The organism is Variovorax paradoxus (assembly GCF_030815855.1).
Classification (GTDB): Bacteria; Pseudomonadota; Gammaproteobacteria; order Burkholderiales; family Burkholderiaceae_C; genus Variovorax; species Variovorax paradoxus_M.
The window spans coordinates 476,145-491,595 of sequence record NZ_JAUSXG010000001.1; the positions used below are offsets into that span (position 1 = coordinate 476,145).

Annotated in this window: 17 protein-coding genes; 14 read left to right on the forward strand and 3 right to left on the reverse strand. The window is 66.0% G+C overall.

What is annotated here, in order from left to right:
- Window positions 1–11 precede the first annotated feature (11 nt).
- The 3 genes from QFZ42_RS02245 to flgA form a co-directional block, all read right to left on the reverse strand.
- Window positions 12–458 carry a flagella synthesis protein FlgN gene (locus QFZ42_RS02245; protein ID WP_307699386.1) on the reverse strand — a complete coding sequence of 149 codons (447 nt, stop codon included), beginning with the start codon at window positions 456–458 and terminating at the stop codon, window positions 12–14.
- 5 nt (window positions 459–463) lie between these two features.
- Window positions 464–763 (reverse strand): flagellar biosynthesis anti-sigma factor FlgM, encoded by a 300-nt coding sequence (flgM, locus tag QFZ42_RS02250; RefSeq protein WP_307699387.1) that lies wholly within the window; start codon window positions 761–763, stop codon window positions 464–466.
- An 82-nt stretch (window positions 764–845) separates the two neighbouring features.
- On the reverse strand, window positions 846–1,562 hold the full coding sequence (gene flgA, locus QFZ42_RS02255) for a flagellar basal body P-ring formation chaperone FlgA (protein ID WP_307699388.1): 717 nt from the start codon (window positions 1,560–1,562) through the stop codon (window positions 846–848).
- A 162-nt stretch (window positions 1,563–1,724) separates the two neighbouring features.
- Here flgA and flgB point away from each other — a divergent pair, with 162 nt between their 5' ends.
- From flgB to QFZ42_RS02325, 14 genes are all read left to right on the forward strand, one after another.
- A complete protein-coding gene (flgB, locus tag QFZ42_RS02260; protein ID WP_307699389.1) occupies window positions 1,725–2,129 on the forward strand; it encodes a flagellar basal body rod protein FlgB in 405 nt (134 codons plus the stop codon).
- 16 nt (window positions 2,130–2,145) lie between these two features.
- Complete coding sequence (gene flgC / locus QFZ42_RS02265) at window positions 2,146–2,568, forward strand: flagellar basal body rod protein FlgC (protein WP_307699390.1); 423 nt, start codon at window positions 2,146–2,148, stop codon at window positions 2,566–2,568.
- 24 nt (window positions 2,569–2,592) lie between these two features.
- The gene (locus QFZ42_RS02270; RefSeq protein WP_307699391.1) at window positions 2,593–3,279 is read left to right on the forward strand and encodes a flagellar hook assembly protein FlgD; all 687 of its coding nucleotides are present in this window, start codon (window positions 2,593–2,595) and stop codon (window positions 3,277–3,279) included.
- A 91-nt stretch (window positions 3,280–3,370) separates the two neighbouring features.
- Complete coding sequence (gene flgE, locus QFZ42_RS02275; RefSeq protein ID WP_307699392.1) at window positions 3,371–4,585, forward strand: flagellar hook protein FlgE; 1,215 nt, start codon at window positions 3,371–3,373, stop codon at window positions 4,583–4,585.
- Between the two features lie 7 nt (window positions 4,586–4,592).
- The gene (locus QFZ42_RS02280) at window positions 4,593–5,339 is read left to right on the forward strand and encodes a flagellar basal body rod protein FlgF (RefSeq protein ID WP_307699393.1); all 747 of its coding nucleotides are present in this window, start codon (window positions 4,593–4,595) and stop codon (window positions 5,337–5,339) included.
- Window positions 5,340–5,376: 37 nt separating this feature from the next.
- Window positions 5,377–6,159, forward strand: a complete 783-nt coding sequence (flgG, locus tag QFZ42_RS02285) for a flagellar basal-body rod protein FlgG (protein ID WP_307699394.1) — start codon at window positions 5,377–5,379, stop codon at window positions 6,157–6,159.
- Window positions 6,156–6,839 (forward strand): flagellar basal body L-ring protein FlgH, encoded by a 684-nt coding sequence (locus QFZ42_RS02290; RefSeq protein WP_307699395.1) that lies wholly within the window; start codon window positions 6,156–6,158, stop codon window positions 6,837–6,839. The genes flgG and QFZ42_RS02290 overlap by 4 nt, the downstream gene beginning before the upstream one ends.
- Window positions 6,840–6,843: 4 nt before the next feature.
- Complete coding sequence (locus QFZ42_RS02295) at window positions 6,844–7,959, forward strand: flagellar basal body P-ring protein FlgI (RefSeq protein WP_307699396.1); 1,116 nt, start codon at window positions 6,844–6,846, stop codon at window positions 7,957–7,959.
- Between the two features lie 8 nt (window positions 7,960–7,967).
- Window positions 7,968–8,942 carry a flagellar assembly peptidoglycan hydrolase FlgJ gene (flgJ, locus tag QFZ42_RS02300; protein WP_307699397.1) on the forward strand — a complete coding sequence of 325 codons (975 nt, stop codon included), beginning with the start codon at window positions 7,968–7,970 and terminating at the stop codon, window positions 8,940–8,942.
- Between the two features lie 22 nt (window positions 8,943–8,964).
- Window positions 8,965–9,471 (forward strand): chemotaxis protein CheW, encoded by a 507-nt coding sequence (locus QFZ42_RS02305; protein ID WP_307699398.1) that lies wholly within the window; start codon window positions 8,965–8,967, stop codon window positions 9,469–9,471.
- Window positions 9,472–9,496: 25 nt separating this feature from the next.
- A complete protein-coding gene (locus QFZ42_RS02310) occupies window positions 9,497–11,206 on the forward strand; it encodes a methyl-accepting chemotaxis protein (protein ID WP_307699399.1) in 1,710 nt (569 codons plus the stop codon).
- Window positions 11,207–11,290: 84 nt separating this feature from the next.
- Window positions 11,291–13,042 (forward strand): methyl-accepting chemotaxis protein, encoded by a 1,752-nt coding sequence (locus tag QFZ42_RS02315; RefSeq protein ID WP_307699400.1) that lies wholly within the window; start codon window positions 11,291–11,293, stop codon window positions 13,040–13,042.
- Window positions 13,043–13,063: 21 nt separating this feature from the next.
- Window positions 13,064–13,579: a chemotaxis protein CheW gene (locus QFZ42_RS02320; protein ID WP_307699401.1), complete on the forward strand. Its 516-nt coding sequence runs from the start codon at window positions 13,064–13,066 to the stop codon at window positions 13,577–13,579.
- Window positions 13,580–13,685: 106 nt separating this feature from the next.
- Window positions 13,686–15,344, forward strand: coding sequence for a methyl-accepting chemotaxis protein (locus QFZ42_RS02325; RefSeq protein ID WP_307699402.1), 1,659 nt, complete (start codon window positions 13,686–13,688; stop codon window positions 15,342–15,344).
- Window positions 15,345–15,451 lie beyond the last annotated feature (107 nt).

Genomic DNA, 15,451 nt, shown 5'->3' on the forward strand with positions numbered 1-15,451 from the left:
GCAGATGCCCGCTAACCCACTGCCAGCCGGGTTCCCGCGCCGCTGGCGGCTTTGCGGATCCCGTCCGGCCCATAGAAGGGCTGCGCGCTGGCCTGCAGGTAGTGCAGCGCGTTCTGCGTGAAATCCAGCTGGCTGTACACCATCGATCCGTTGCGGCGGTTGTCGGCCCTGGCTTGCTGCGCAAGCTCCACCAGAGCCCCCCAGGCCGCGAGCGAGGCTTTGCCGTCGGCTGCGGCGGCCGCTTCGGCGCCCGAACGGCCGGGCTCGAAGCCTCGTGCCACCTGGGCTGCCTCGCGGGCCTGGTCGAGTGCCGCCATGCGGTCGAGCAGACCGGTCTTGCGCTCCGTCAGACGCGGCAGTTCCGTGAAGCGGCCGTTCTTCATGGCATCTGCTTCCTGGTCGAGCACAGACAGGAATTCCTCGATGCAGGCTTTCTCGGCCAACAGGTGAACCAGCATGGCGTCTACAGCTTTCCGTTTTCGTCCAGCAGTTCGCGCACGCTGCTCAGCAGGCCGCGAGCGATCCGCTCGGGATGGATTTCATAGCGCCCGGCCCGGATGTCCTCGCGGATCGCGGCCACGCGCGCTGCATCGAAGTCGGCGTTGGGTGCGTCGGGCAGCGAATGCACCTGGCCGCCCGACGAGAGCTGCACCACGTCCTTGCCGCCCTGGGCGGCTGCGGTGCCGCTGGCTGGCGATGACGATGCGCCCTTGTTCGTTCGGGTGAGCAGTGTGGCCGAAGGGGCGGATGGATCGATTTTCAAGATGGTTCCTCAAAGGGCTGCCTTGTGTATCGGCAGTTCGGACCGAAACTTTAGGGCTTGGCGCATCGCGCCGTGAATTCGGCTACTGCGCCAGCCGGATCTGGCCTTCCTCATCGGCGATACCGCTGACCAGGCGGCCGTCCAGGGTCTTGGCCCGCACCGTCGAGCCGGCCCCCGCGCTGGTCATCGCCCGGGCCTCGGTACTCACACTGTAGCCGGGCCCCTCGGCCACCACCTTGACCGTCTGGCCCTGCTGGATCACGGACACGCCGCGTACCAGCTCGCGCCGCAGCGGCGCACCCGATGCGATGCGGTTGGCGGCCACCACGCCCTGGAGCTGCGCGGCGTCGGTGACCACGGAGCGTGGCAGGGCCGTGAGGTCGCCGGTGCGCACGGCGAAGTCGCCTGCGCCGAAAGCCTGGCCCTTCTCGATGTTCCGCACGGCGACAAAGTACTGCCCCTCGACCGCGACATGCGCCAGCACGAAGCGCGTCCAGGGCTTCTGGTCCGAATGGCAGCGCAGGCCGACCGACACGCGGCCCCAGGCTGCGGCGCCGCGCGGCAAAAAAGCTTCGAGCGCATCGCAGGCGGGCAGCGGACCGGCGCCCGGAGCCTCGACGCGGATGCTGACCTTGCCCGGCAGCCCGGCGATTTGCGCCTGCAACAACTTGTCCACAGCGGCGCGCGCGTCGCCTGCCAGTGGCGCAGCGGCAACGGATGTCGCCGCTGCAAGTCCTGCCGCCAAGGCTGGCAGCACGGTCTTCAGGAGGCGCTTGCGGGAGTGGGTTTTTTCCATCATGGGTGCCCGGCAATTCTAGGAAGACGCCCCCGATCCGAAGATTCGAAGTGCACCCCAAATGCCCCTTTGTTCGGCCCATTGCGAAAGCAGTGCATGCATAGACTCGCTTTCCATCAGTCGCCATGCCCGCCAGGGACGCGATGCCACCAATGATGGAAACACATGATCGACAAGCTGGATGCGGCACTGCGCTTCAACCGCGAAGCACTCAATCTCCGGGCACAGCGCCAGGAGGTGCTGGCCGCCAACATCGCCCACGCCGACACGCCCAACTACAAGGCGCGTGACTTCGACTTCGCCAGCCGCCTGACGCAGGCGGTCGAGCAGGGCCGCGGAGGGCAGTCGGTGCAGATGGCCGCCACATCGTCGCGCCACATCCAGGGCCAGGCCTCTTCGATGCCCGACCGCGACCTGCTGTACCGCGTGCCCAGCCAGTCGAGCATCGACGGCAACACCGTCGAGATGGATGCCGAGCGCATCAACTTCGCGGACAACGCGCTGCGCTACGAGGCCAACCTCACGGTGGTCAGCGCCAAGATCAAGTCGCTGCTCTCCGCAGCCCAATAAATAGAGGAGAGCAGGCATGCCGCATCCCAGCACTTCCATGAACATCTTCAGCGTGGCGGGCTCCGCCATGGCTGCGCAGTCGCAGCGCATGAACGTGACGGCGAGCAACCTCGCCAACGCCGAAAGCGTGGCCGGTCCCGACGGCAAGCCCTACCGCGCCAAGCAGGTCGTGTTCGAAGTGGCCTCCTCCGGTTCCGGCCAGCAGGACATCGGCGGCGTGAAGGTGGCCGGCGTCGTCGAAGACCCTTCGCCGCTGAAGATGGTCTTCGACCCGAAGAACCCGCATGCCGACGCCAAGGGCTATGTGGCGATGCCGAACGTCAATGTGGTCGAAGAGATGACCAACATGATTTCCGCCTCGCGCAGCTACCAGGCCAACGTCGAAGTGCTGAACACAGCCAAGACCTTGATGGTCAAGACGCTGACCATCGGCCAGTAACCCCGAACACCGCAAGAAAAAACCATGGCCATCTCCGATACCTCCTCCATCTCCGGGCTCAACGCAGCCACGGCCGCATCGAGCGGCGGCAACGTTTCCGAAGCAGACAGCGAACAGCGCTTCCTGAAGCTGCTGGTGACGCAGCTCAACAACCAGGACCCGCTCAACCCGATGGAGAACGCCGAGCTCACCTCGCAACTGGCGCAGATGAGCACCGTGAGCGGCATCGAGCGGCTCAACACCGCGCTCAGCGGGCTGGTGAACCAGACCGGCGCCAACCAAGTGCTCCAGGCGGCATCGCTCATTGGCTACAACGTGCTGTCGCCGGGCAACGCCATCGGCACCACGGAGCCGAAAACCGGCGAAGAGCCGGCGCCTGTGCCCTTTGCCGTGCAGCTGCCGGCGACCGCGGGCAACGTCGAAGTGAAGATCGTCAATGCCGCGGGCAACACGGTGCGCACGCTGTCGCTCGGTTCGATGACCGAAGGCGTCAATGCCGTCACCTGGGACGGCAAGGCCGACGACGGCACCGTGGCGCCGGCCGGCGCCTACAGCTTCACCGTTTCCGCTGCCAACAACGGAACGAACGTGGAAGCCACCTCGCTCGTTTTCTCGCAGGTGGCCGCCGTCAAGCAGGGCGTCAACGGCGTCACGCTCGAACTGGCCACCGGCAAGAGCATCGGCCTGGCCGATGTGCGCATGTTCCTCTGAGCGTTCGGCGCAAGTCTTCTTCATCGGCAGCGGCCTGCGCGTCGCACGCCAATTCCATTTCTTCTTTTCGCACTGAAACAAGGATTCGATCATGGGCTTTACCCAAGGCATCAGCGGCTTGTCCGCAGCCGCCGCCAACCTGGACGTCATCGGCAACAACATCGCGAACTCGGGCACCGTCGGCTTCAAGTCGGGCGCGGCCACGTTCCAGGACGTGTATGCGGGCTCGCGCGTCGGCCTCGGCGTGGCGGTGTCGGGCATCGTGCAGAACTTCACCCAGGGCTCGGTGCAGACCAGCAGCCGACCGCTGGACATTGCGATCCTCAACGGCGACGGCTTCTTCCGGCTCAGCAGCCCGAGCGGCGAGGTGATGTATTCGCGCAATGGCCAGTTCACGCGCGACAAGGACGGCTTCGTCGTCAACGCCGCCGGCCTGCGCCTCACGGGCTACGGCGTTTCCGCCACCGGCGGGCTGGATGGCGGCACGCCCGCTCCGCTGCAGATCCAGACCACGGCCATGAGCCCGAAGGCCACCACGGCCATCGACGCCACCTTCAACCTCGACGCGCGCGGCACGGTGCCCACCAAGACGCCATTCTCGCCCACCGATTCGGACACCTTCAACTATTCGAACGCCCTCGGCCCGATCTTCGACTCGCTCGGCAATCCGCATGAGCTCGGCGTCTTCTTCGTGAAGAGCGGTGCCAACGCATGGAACGTGTACGGCGCGGCCGACGGCGCCGCGCTCAACGCCGGGGCGCCGATCTCGACGATGACCTTCGACGGCAACGGCAACCTGCTCACGCCCGCGGGCGGCGCGATCACCTTGCCCGCGATGAACTTCGGCAACGGCTCGGTGGCGCTCAATGCCTCGGTGGACCTGTCGGGCACCACGCAGTTCGGCAACGTCAACGAAATCAAGACGCTCAAGCAGGACGGCTACACCTCCGGCACGCTGACCTCGTTCTCCATCAACCCCGACGGCACCATCACCGGCAAGTTCTCCAACGAACAGACCACGCTGATGGGCCAGGTGGTGCTGACCTCGTTCGCCAACCCGAACGGGCTCGAGCCGAAGGGCGAGAACGTCTGGGCCGAAACACTGGCCTCGGGCCAGCCGCTCACCGGCACGCCGGGCGCGGGCACCAAACAGGGCTCGCTCGCATCGGGCGCGCTGGAGGCGTCCAACGTCGACCTGACCTCCGAGCTCGTCAACCTCATCGTCGCGCAGCGCAGCTACCAGGCCAATGCGCAGACGGTGAAGACGCAGGATCAGGTCGTCCAGACGCTGATCAACATCCGCTGAGCCCGCCATGGATCGCATGCTGTATGTCGCCATGAGCGGCGCCAAGCAGGCCATGGAGCAGCAGGCCTCCGTCGCCAACAACATGGCGAACGCCTCGACCCCGGGGTTCCGCGCGCAGATCAACAGCTTTCGCGCGGTGCCGGTAACGGGCGGCCCGGAAGCGCCGACGCGCGCCTATGTGGTTGCCACCACACCGGGCGCCGACTTCAGCCACGGTCCACTGACCGAAACCGGCCGCGCACTCGATGTCGCGGTGCACGGCGACGGCTGGCTCGTGGTGCAGACGCCCGATGGCGGCGAGGCCTACACCCGCGTGGGCAACCTGCAGGTGAACGCTGAAGGCCAGCTCACGACCATGGGCTCGCTGCCCGTGGCCGGCGATGCCGGCGCACTGGTGGTGCCGCCCGGCTCCGCGGTCTCGATTGCCGCCAACGGCCTGGTCACGGCGCGCGGCGCTGGCGACCCGGCCACCGGCATTGCCGAGGCGGGCCGCCTGAAGCTGGTCAACCCGCCCGTGGCCGACCTGGTGCGCGGCGCCGACGGCCTTTTTCGCATGCGTGAAGGCCTGCCGCCCGCCGAGGCCGATGCGGCCGTGACCGTGACCACCGGCGCGGTCGAGGGCAGCAACGTCAACGGCGTGGAGGCCATGGTGGCCATGATCGCCAACGCCCGCAGCTTCGAGATGCAGATGAAGTCGATGCGCTCCGCGGACGAGAACGCGCAGTCGGCCAACAAGCTGCTGGCGTACGGCTAAGCCGGCGCCTCACACAACTCCCAAGGAATTTTTCACCATGATGCGCTCGCTCTACATCGCCAAGACCGGCCTCGATGCACAACAGACCCAACTCGACGTGGTGTCGAACAACCTCGCCAACGTCGGCACCACGGGCTTCAAGCGAAGCCGTGCCGTGTTCGAGGACCTGATGTACCAGAACCTGCGCCAGGTCGGCGGCCAGACTTCGGACCAGACCCGCCTGCCTTCGGGCCTGCAGGTGGGCACCGGCGTGCATGTGGTTGCCACCGAGCGCATCCACTCGCAGGGCAACCTCACCAAGACCGACAAGCCGACGGACGTCGCCATCAACGGCGGCGGCTTCTTCCAGGTGCTGATGCCCGACGGCACCACCTCGTACACACGCGCCGGCGCCTTCCAGACCGACCGCGAAGGCCAGCTCGTCACCGCCAGCGGTTTTCCGGTGCAGCCGGCCATCACCCTGCCGGCGAATGCCACCAGCGTGACCATCGGCCGCGACGGCATCGTGTCGATCACGCAGGCCGGGCAGACCAACACGGTGCAGGTCGGGCAGCTTCAGCTGGCCACGTTCCTGAACCCGGCCGGCCTGCAGAGCAAGGGCGAGAACCTCTATGCCGAAACCGACGCGTCGGGCGCACCCAACCAGGTGAACCCCGGCGTCGACGGCGCCGGCATCCTGAGCCAGGGCTACGTCGAGGCGTCGAACGTCAATGTGGTGGAAGAGCTCGTGAACATGATCGCCACGCAGCGCGCCTACGAAATCAACAGCAAGGCGGTCCAGACCTCGGACCAGATGCTGCAGCGCCTCGCCCAGTTATGACCCGCCTCAACCTGCGCCTGGTGCTGCCGGTTGCCGTCGCGCTGGCTTCGGGCTGCGCGCAGATTCCCCGGGAGCCGCTGGTGCATCAACCGATGACGGCGCGGGCGGAGAACGTGGCTTCGGCGCCGCGGCGCGCGACCGGCGCGATCTTCCAGGACGGGCCCGGCGGCAGTGCGCTGTTCGAAGACCGCAGGCCGCGCAACGTGGGCGACATCCTGACCATCGTCATCAGCGAGAGGGTCAACGCCAGCAAGAACTCGGGCGCAACCGCGAGCCGCACGGGCAGCCTGGCCGCCGATTTTGCCGGCGGCATTCCGAAGCTGCTGGGCTCGCTGCTCGACGGCCAGGACGCCAAGCTGTCCGGCGGCAACAAGCTCGACGCCAAGGGCGGCGCCAACGCCAACAACACCTTCAACGGCGTGATCACGGTCACCGTGGTGGACGTGATGCGCAACGGCAACCTGCTGGTCAGCGGCGAGAAGCAGATGGGCATCAACCAGGGCACCGAATACATCCGGTTCTCGGGCGTGGTGAACCCGCGCACGGTCTCGGGCAACAACACCGTGCCGTCGACCCTGGTGGCCGACGCACGCATCGAATACACGGCCAAGGGCTACATCGACGAGGCGCAGCACATGGGTTGGATGCAGCGCATCTTCCTCAACGTCATGCCGTTCTAGCACCATGAAAAACATCTGCAATACCGTGCGCCGTATCGGCCTGCTGGCGCTGTGCGCCGCGGCCCTGCATTCACCCGCTCATGCGGAACGCCTCAAAGAACTGGCAAGCATCCAGGGCGTGCGGGACAACCCGCTGATCGGCTACGGCCTGATGGTGGGCCTGGACGGGACCGGCGACCAGACCATGCAGACGCCGTTCACCACGCAAAGCCTCAACAACATGCTGCAGCAGCTCGGCATCACGATTCCGCAGGGCGTGAACATGCAGCTCAAGAACGTGGCGGCGGTCATGGTCACGGCCACGCTGCCTTCGTTCGCACGCCCCGGGCAGAACATCGACGTGACGGTGTCGTCCATGGGCAATGCCAAGAGCCTGCGCGGCGGCACGCTGCTCATGACGCCGCTCAAGGGCGTCGACGGGCAGGTGTATGCGATTGCCCAGGGCAACATGGTGGTCGGCGGTGCCGGCGCATCGGCCAACGGCAGCAAGGCGCAGATCAACCAGCTCAGTTCGGGCCGCATCCCGGCCGGCGCGCTGGTCGAGCGCGGCCTCGAAGCGCCGGTGGGCGGCGAGGGCACGTTCTCGCTCGAACTCAACCGGTCCGACTTCGGCACGGTGCAGCGCGCGGTCGAGGCCATCAACCGGCAGTTCGGCGCGGGCACGGCGCAGGCACTCGATGCCCGCGTGATCCATGTGCAGGCCCCCGCGCCGCAGGAGCGCGTCGGCTTTCTCGCGCAGCTCGAAAGCCTCGAGGTCACGCCGACGCAGGCGGTGGCGCGCGTGGTCGTCAATGCGCGCACCGGCTCCGTGGTCATGAACCAGGCGGTGCGCGTGAACGACTGCGCGGTCGCGCACGGCAATCTCTCCGTGGTCATCAATACCGATCCCGTGGTGAGCCAGCCCAACGCCTTTGCAGGCGGACAGACCGTGGTCGGCCAAACCTCGCAGATCTCGATCAATCAGGGCGGCGGCGCCTTGCAGATGGTGCGCGGCGGGGCCTCGCTGGCCGACGTGATCAAGGGCCTCAACAGCCTGGGCGCCAATCCGCAAGACCTGGTGTCGATCCTGCAGGCCATGAAATCCGCCGGCGCATTGCGCGCCGAGCTCGAAATCATCTGAGCACCGGCATGGCCATCACGGAAAGCAGAAACGGCGCGCTGGACCAGCGCCTTGCGCTCGACGTACAGAGCGTCGATGCATTGCGCTACACCGTTCGCACCTCGCCCGATGAAGGCCTGAAGCAGGTGTCGCGGCAGTTCGAGGCGCTGTTCATGAACATGGTGCTCAAGAGCATGCGCGAGGCCACGCCTTCGAGCGGCCTGCTCGAGAACCGCGACGAGAAGGTCTACCTCTCCATGCTCGACCAACAGCTCGCGCAGAACCTCTCAGGCCGCGGTGTCGGCCTGGCCGAAGCCATGTTCACGCAGCTCAGCCGCGCTTCGGCATCCGGCGGTGAAACGGAAGACGGCATGGGGGCCATGCCGCTCACGCCGCGCGCCGGGGGCATTGCGCTCACGCCGCAGTCGGGCATTCCGCTTGGCTCGGCGCCGTCTTCGTCCGTGCCGCCAAGACAGCCGGCCGCATCGGTCGACCTGAGCATCTACCAGCGCAACAGCGAGCGTCCGGCGCCGGCCGCTGTCGCATCGCTGCAGGGCAATGTCGACAGTTTCGTGCAGCGCATGGGCGGCTCGGCGCAGGTGGCGAGTGCCGCCAGCGGCGTGCCCGCGCCGCTCATTCTTGCGCAGGCCGCGCTCGAATCGGGCTGGGGCAAGCGGGAGATTCGCGCCGACGACGGCACCCAGAGCTTCAACCTGTTCGGCATCAAGGCCGATCGTGGCTGGAAAGGCCCGGTGGTGGAAACCACCACGACCGAATACGTGGACGGCGAGCCGCAGCGCGTGCGCGCGAAGTTCAGGGCCTACGGCTCCTACGACGAAGCCTTCACTGATTACGCCAAGTTCATCACGCGCAATCCGCGCTACGCCAACGTGCTGGCGGCCGACACCCCGGCCGAAGCCGCGCACGGCCTGCAGAAGGCCGGCTACGCAACCGATCCCCAGTACGGGCAGAAGCTCGTTCGCATCATGCAGAAGTTCAGCTGAAGGAATTTATATGGCAGAGATCATGACCCCCCCACCCCAACAACAGCACCACCGCGGCGCCGCGGCGCCCGCGGTCTCCAGCCGGCTGGAGGTCGTGACCTTCACGCTGGGCCAGGAGGAATACGGCATCGACATCCAGAAGGTGCAGGAACTGCGCGGCTACGACGCGGTGACGCGCATTGCCAATGCGCCCGAGTACATCAAGGGCGTGGTGAACCTGCGCGGAATCATCGTGCCGATCATCGACATGCGCATCAAGTTCCAGCTGGGCGCGCCGACCTATGACCAGTTCACGGTGGTGATCGTGCTGAACATCGGCGGGCGCGTGGTGGGCATGGTGGTGGACAGCGTGTCGGACGTGATCACCTTGAGCGCCGAGCAGATCAAGCCCGCGCCCGAGATGGGCGCCGTGCTGGACACGGACTACCTGATCGGGCTGGGCACGCTGGACGAGCGGATGCTGATTCTCGTGGACATCGACAAGCTGATGTCCAGCGACGAGATGGGCCTGGTCGAAAAAGTCATCTGACATTGGTGCATACGGAGCAACCGAAATGAAGAACCTCAAAATCGGCACACGGCTTGGCATTGGTTTCGCGTTGGTGCTGGCGCTCATGGCGTGCATTGCGGGCATCGGTGTGTTCCGTTTGCAAGGCGTAGGCCACGCGGTGCAGGAGATGGTGCAGCGTTCGCTCGTGAAGGAGCGGCTGGCCGCGAACTGGCTGCTCAACACCAGCAGCAACAGCGTGCGCACCTTCGCACTGGTCAAAAGCAACGATGCGGAAGTGCAGGAATACCTGCAGAAGCAAATGAGCAAGACCAGTGCGGGCATTTCCGAAACGCAGACCAAGCTCGAAGCGATGCTCGATTCGCCCGAGGAGCAGGCGATCAGCGCCGACATCAAGGAAAAGCGCACCCAGTACGTGGCCCTGCGCAACGCCATCCTCAAGCTCAAGGCCGAAGGCAAGCAGGACGAAGCCGCCAAGCTCACGAACGACAAGCTGGTGCCGATGCTCGACGTGTACGACGCGAGCATTCGCAGCATGCTGACGCACCAGGCGGAGCGGATCGACAAGGCGGCCGAGGCCGTGGAGGGCCTGAACCGCGCGGGCCGCGCCAACGTGACCGTGCTGGCCCTGGTGGCGCTGCTGCTCGGCGCCGTGCTGGCGTGGCTCCTGACCCGCAGCATCACGCGGCCGTTGAACGAAGCGGTGCGCGTGGCGCAAACCGTGGCCGACGGCGACCTCACCAGCCATATCGAATCCTCGTCCACCGACGAAACAGGCCTGCTGATGCAAGCCCTCAAGAACATGAACACAAGCCTTGCGACGGTGGTCGGCGGTGTGCGCACGGGCACCGACGCCATCGCCACGGCCTCGGGCCAGATTGCCGCGGGCAACCAGGACCTGTCGTCGCGCACCGAAGAGCAGGCGAGTTCTCTCGAAGAAACCGCTGCCTCGATGGAAGAGCTCACCAGCACCGTCAAGCAGAACGCCGACAACGCACGGCAAGCCAACCAGCTCGCGCTCTCGGCCTCCGAGGTCGCCGTCAAGGGCGGCAATGTCGTCGGTCAGGTGGTCGACACGATGGCCTCGATCAATGCTTCGTCGAAAAAAATCGTCGACATCATCGGCGTGATCGACGGCATCGCGTTCCAGACCAACATCCTGGCGCTCAACGCCGCGGTCGAAGCCGCGCGCGCTGGGGAACAAGGCCGCGGCTTTGCCGTCGTCGCATCCGAAGTCAGAAGCCTGGCGCAGCGCTCGGCCGCGGCGGCGAAAGAAATCAAGGGCCTGATCGACGACTCCGTCGGCAAGGTCGACGTGGGCAGCGCACTCGTGGGTGAAGCCGGCAAGACGATGGAAGAGATCGTGAGCGGCGTCAAGCGTGTCGCGGACATCATCGGGGAGATCACCGCGGCGAGCCAGGAGCAGAGCACGGGCATCGAGCAGGTGAACCAGGCCATTTCGCAGATGGACCAGGTGACGCAGCAGAATGCGGCGCTGGTGGAAGAGGCGGCGGCCGCGGCGCAGTCGATGCAGGAGCAGGCCGCCAGCCTCGTCAGCGCTGTGAGCGTGTTCAGGCTGGAACCCGGGGCGCAGCCGCAGCGAAGCGAGCCGACGTTTGCGGCGCCGGCGGCGCGATCGGCCTTCGGACCCCTCAAGGCCATCTCCAAGGCCCCGCGCCCGGCGCTGGTCAGGAAAAGCGAGCCCGCCGAACCTGCGCAACTGGCCACGGCGGGTGGCGACTGGACGGAATTTTGAACTAATGGCCTCAAGTCTTGCGCGCACCTGCCGATAAACCTGTCGACAGCACCGCACAAAAGACATCCACCCAAGGAAGAGACTATGTTCAACCGTTTGAATTCCCGCGGCCTGCGCATCGGCCAGAAGCTCGGGCTGCTCACGGCCAGCGCCATCGTGGGCGTGGCGGCCCTGACGGCCATTTTTCTGTTTTCGGAGCGCAGGCTCATCATGGAGGAGCGCCAAGCCAGCGTGCGCCAGGTAGTGGAAAGCGCGCATGGCCTGCTGGTCCATTACCACGCGCTTGCGGCCAAGGGCACGCTGACCGAGCCGCAGGCGAAGGAACAGGCGATGCAGGCGATCCGCGGCTTGCGCTACAGCGGCAGCGAGTATTTCTGGATCAACGACATGCAGCCGCGCATGGTGATGCATCCGATCAGCCCGGCGCTCGACAACAAGGATCTCTCGTCGAACAAGGATGCCACCGGCAAGCAGCTGTTCGTCGCCTTCGTCGATATCGTGAAGGCCAAGGGCGCCGGCTTCGTGCCCTACCTCTGGGCCAAGCCGGGCAGCGACAAGCCGGTGCCGAAGGTGTCGTACGTGAAGGGCTTCGAGCCCTGGGGCTGGATCATCGGCTCGGGCGTCTACGTGGACACGGTGCAGACCACCATCATGGGGCGGATCATCGACCTGTCGATCGGTGCGCTGGTGCTGGCCGCGGCGCTCTTCGCCCTCGGCTGGGCGATTTCGCGCAGCCTGCTGAAGCAGCTTGGCGGCGAGCCCGCCGCCGCGACTGCCATTGCGCACCGCATTGCCGACGGCGATCTGGCGGTTCGCATCGAGCTGAAGCCCGGGGACCAGGCCAGCCTGCTGCATGCGATCCAGGGCATGCGCGACAGCCTTGCCAACGTGGTCGGCGAAGTGCGCACGGGCACCGATGCCATCGCCACGGCCTCGGGCCAGATTGCCGCGGGCAACCAGGACCTGTCGTCGCGCACCGAAGAGCAGGCGAGTTCTCTCGAAGAAACCGCTGCCTCGATGGAAGAGCTCACTTCCACCGTCAAGCAGAACGCCGACAACGCGCGCCAAGCCAACCAATTGGCTGTCTCGGCTTCCGAGGTCGCGATGCGCGGCGGCGGCGTGGTCAGCCAGGTGGTCGACACCATGGGCTCGATCAACACCTCATCGAAAAAGATCGTCGACATCATCGGCGTGATCGACGGCATCGCCTTCCAGACCAACATCCTGGCGCTCAATGCCGCCGTGGAAGCCGCGCGTGCCGGTGAACAAGGCCGCGGCTTCGCAGTCGTGGCCTCCGAAGTGCGCAACCTCGCCCAGCGTTCGGGCGCAGCCGCCAAGGAAATCAAGGGCCTGATCGACGACTCGGTCGGCAAGGTCGAGGCCGGCAGCCGCCAGGTGGCCGAAGCGGGCCGCACGATGGACGAGATCGTGGACAGCGTGAAGCGCGTGACCGACATCATGGGCGAGATCACCGCGGCGAGCCAGGAGCAGAGCACCGGCATCGAGCAGGTGAACCAGGCGATTGCGCAGATGGACCAGGTGACGCAGCAGAACGCGGCGCTGGTGGAAGAAGCGGCGGCCGCGGCGCAGTCGATGCAGGAGCAGGCCGCGAGCCTGGTCCAGGCCGTGAGCGTGTTCAAGCTCGAAGGCGGCGGCAGCGCCCCCGCCGCATCCGCGGATGCACGGCGTGCTTTCGCTGCGTCGAAGGCAGTCCGCCCGACCGAGGCCTCCGCGAAGGCCCGGCGCATGCCACCCGCCAAGAAGACCAAAGAAGCACCCACGTCCCCGCAACTGGCCATGGCCGGTGCCGCCGGCGGCGAGTGGGCAGAGTTTTAACCAACAGCGACAGATTTCACGATGACTGCAACCCCAACCCAACAAAACGCGGACAGCCGCAACGCCGTTCCGTCACGGCCAGTTCGGCCGCTGGAATTCCTTTCCTTCACGCTGGGCCAGGAGGAATACGGCATCGATATCCAGAAGGTGCAGGAGCTGCGCGGCTACGACGCGGTGACGCGCATTGCCAATGCGCCCGAGTACATCAAGGGCGTGGTGAACCTGCGCGGAATCATCGTGCCGATCATCGACATGCGCATCAAGTTCCAGCTGGGTGCGCCGACCTATGACCAGTTCACGGTGGTGATCGTGCTGAACATCGGCGGGCGCGTGGTGGGCATGGTGGTGGACAGCGTGTCGGACGTGATCACCTTGAGCGCCGAGCAGATCAAGCCCGCGCCCGAGATGGGCGCCGTGCTGGACACGGATTACCTGATCGGGCTGGGCACGCTGGACGAGCGGATGCTGATTCTCGTGGACATCGACAAGCTGATGTCCAGCGACGAGATGGGCCTGGTCGAGAAGATCGCCGCCTGATTCCGCCGCGCCAAGAGCGCGGGGTCGATCGACGCATGAGCCCGAGCTTTCGACCTTGTTTGCATCCGATCGCCTTCTTCTCTTCATTTCATTTCAGCCACTCATCATGAATTTCCTCTCCAACATGCGCATCGGAACGCGGCTGGCCATGGGCTTCGGCCTGGTGCTCGTCGTGACGGTGATCTCAGCCGTCCTGGCGCTGATGACCGCCCGAAGCAATGCCGAAGCCACGCACCAGATGATGCAGAGCCCGCTCGCGAAGGAGCGCCTCATCTCCGACTGGTACGTGCTGACCTACTCGGCCATTGCGCGCACCTCGATGATCGCCAGGAGTACCGACGTATCGCTGCCGGTCACCTTTGCCGACGTCATCTCCGACAGCGTCAAGAAGGGCGGAGAGACCATGGCCAAGGTCGAGGCCTTGCTGGTCACCGACCTGGAGAAGTCGACCTTCAAGGACATCGTCGAGCTGCGCGCCAAGTACCAGGCGGGCAAGGATGCGGTGCAAGCAGCCAAGACCGGCGGCAACCCCGCGGAGGCGGAGACCGTTTTCAAGAACGTCTTCCAGCCCGCTGCCAAGGCGTACGAAACGCGCGTGCTCGAACTGCTGGCCCTCGAACGCAAGGCCATCGACGACATGAGCCATGCGATCGACGATGCCAACGCGCGCGGCTTCAATCTCCGCGTCCTGCTGGCGGTACTGACGCTGGTGTTGGGCGCGCTCTGCGCCTTCCTGATCGCCCGCAGCATCACCCGGCCTCTCGGCCGTGCGGTCAAGGTGGCGGAAGCGGTGGCGAGCGGCGATCTCAGTTCAGCCATCGAAGTCGACTCGCGCGACGAGACCGGTCAATTGATGAATGCGCTGAAGCGCATGAACGAGAGCCTGGCCAAGGTGGTCGGCGAAGTGCGCACCGGCACCGACGCCATCGCCACCGCCTCGGGCCAGATTGCCGCGGGCAACCAGGACCTGTCTTCGCGCACCGAAGAGCAGGCCAGCTCGCTCGAAGAGACCGCCGCCTCGATGGAAGAGCTCACGAGCACCGTCAAGCAGAACGCCGACAACGCACGGCAGGCCAACCAGCTGGCCCTGTCGGCCTCGGAAGTGGCCGTCAAGGGCGGCGGCGTGGTCAATCAGGTGGTCGACACCATGGCGTCGATCAACGCTTCGTCGAAAAAGATCGTCGACATCATCGGCGTGATCGACGGCATCGCCTTCCAGACCAACATCCTGGCGCTCAATGCCGCGGTGGAAGCGGCCCGTGCCGGTGAACAAGGCCGTGGCTTCGCAGTCGTGGCCTCCGAAGTACGCAACCTCGCCCAGCGCTCGGGTGCGGCGGCGAAAGAAATCAAGGGCCTGATCGACGACTCCGTGGGCAAGGTCGAGGCCGGCAGCCGCCAGGTGACCGAGGCGGGCCGCACGATGGACGAGATCGTGGACAGCGTGAAACGCGTGACCGACATCATGGGCGAGATCACTGCGGCGAGCCAGGAGCAGAGCACCGGCATCGAGCAGGTGAACCAGGCGATTGCCCAGATGGACCAGGTGACGCAGCAGAACGCGGCCTTGGTGGAAGAAGCGGCGGCCGCGGCGCAGTCGATGCAGGAGCAGGCCGCAAGCCTCGTGGAGGCCGTGAGCGTGTTCAAGCTGGACGACAACACTGCAGTTCGACCGCTCGCGCAAGTGCAGGCCAAGCTCCAGCCCGCGTTGCCGCCGCGCAGAACCATGCCCGCATTGGCGGTAGCCGGCGGTTGGGAGTCTTCCTGAGCGCCACGCCATCGCGCACCGCAAAAGCACCGGCGCGAAAGCGGCCGGTGCACACAACTTTTTCCTGCGGCAAGCGCGCGTGGCGTGCCCTTGCCCTTTCCTGATCT